1 protein-coding gene is annotated in these 1504 nt (G+C 70.1%); it reads left to right on the top strand.

The window, feature by feature from the left end; genetic code table 11:
* A partial coding sequence (locus C666_RS19020) for a TadA family conjugal transfer-associated ATPase (protein WP_004350426.1) occupies window positions 1–1319 on the top strand: 1319 nt, incomplete at its 5' end.
* Window positions 1320–1504 lie beyond the last annotated feature (185 nt).

Here is a 1504-nt window from a genome sequence, read left to right as displayed (position 1 = left end):
GCCCCGCCGCCCCGCCGCCCCATGCCCCCGCGCCCCAGCCGGCGCGCGGCGCACATGTGGCCCCGCCCACCGCGGCGCAGGAGAACAACGGCCACCGCCGCATCATCCGCGACGAGCTGTTCGCCCAGATCGACCCGCTCAAGGCCGCCGCCATGCCGCGCGACCGCCTGCAGGGCCAGGTCGACGCGCTCATCCGCCGCATCTGCGACGAGCAGCGCCTGCAGCTCTCCAGCCACGAAGAAGAGAGCATCGCCCGCCAGATGCTCGACGAAATGGTCGGCGTCGGCCCCATCGAACCGCTGCTGGCCGACGACACCGTCAACGACATCCTCGTCAACGGCGCCCGCCAGGTCTTCGTCGAACGCTTCGGCCGCCTGGAACTGACGCCGATCACCTTCATCGACGAGGAACACGTCTTCAACACCGCTCAGCGCATCGCCGCGCGCGTGGGCCGGCGCATCGACGAAGCCAATCCGATGGTGGACGCGCGCCTGCCCGACGGCAGCCGGGTCAACGTCATCACCCACCCGCTGGCGCTGGACGGCACCACCATCTCGATCCGCAAGTTCATGCGCCGCGACCTGTCGCTCGAATCGCTCGCCGAGCGCGGCGCCATGTCCATGGACATGGCGGTGCTGCTGCGCCGCGCCATGGAAGCACGGCTCAACGTCATCGTCTCCGGCGGCACCGGCGCCGGCAAGACCACGCTGCTCAACGCCCTGTCGCAAAAGATCAGCCCGCGCGAACGCATCATCACCATCGAGGACGCCGCCGAACTGCAGCTGCAGCAGGAACACGTGATCCGCCTCGAAACCCGCCCCGAGAGCGCCGAAGGCACCGGCCGTGTGGACCAGCGCGAACTCATGCGCAACACGCTGCGCATGCGCCCGGACCGCATCATCCTCGGCGAAGTCCGCGGCGGCGAATGCTTCGACATGCTGCAGGCGATGAATACCGGCCACGACGGCTCGCTGTGCACGGTGCATGCCAACACCCCGCGCGACGCCCTGCTGCGCCTCGAGAACATGGTGCTGATGGCTAACATGCAGTTGCCGCTGGCCGCCATCCGCCGCCAGATCGCCAGCGCCGTCGACCTCGTCGTGCAGATCGAGCGCATGCGCGACGGCGCGCGCCGCCTGGTCTCCATCGTCGAGATCTGCGGCATGGAAGAGGAAGTCATCCAGACGCAGGAACTGTTCGCCTTCCGCACCCGCCCCGGCGGCGGCCCGGGCGAAGTCCTGGGCGAGCACGTCGGCAGCGGCCTGCGCCCCCACTTCTACGCCGACAAGGCCCACCTGTTCGACCAGGACCCCGTCTGACCAAGGCCGCCGCGATGCTCGATCTCTTCACCCTGCTGGTGTTCCTGCTGGTCCTCGTCGGCACCTATACGGTGCGTGCCCTGAGCCGCCGCCAGCGCCGCGACGAAGCCGTCGCGGCGCGCCTGGCCGGCCTGCGCGCGCAAGTGGAGCGCGAAAGCGGCACCCCCGCCGCGCTGCTGGCCGGC

This window comes from Thauera linaloolentis 47Lol = DSM 12138, assembly GCF_000310205.1.
Taxonomy (GTDB): Bacteria; Pseudomonadota; Gammaproteobacteria; order Burkholderiales; family Rhodocyclaceae; genus Thauera; species Thauera linaloolentis.
This window is presented reverse-complemented; position numbering and strand designations above follow the sequence as displayed.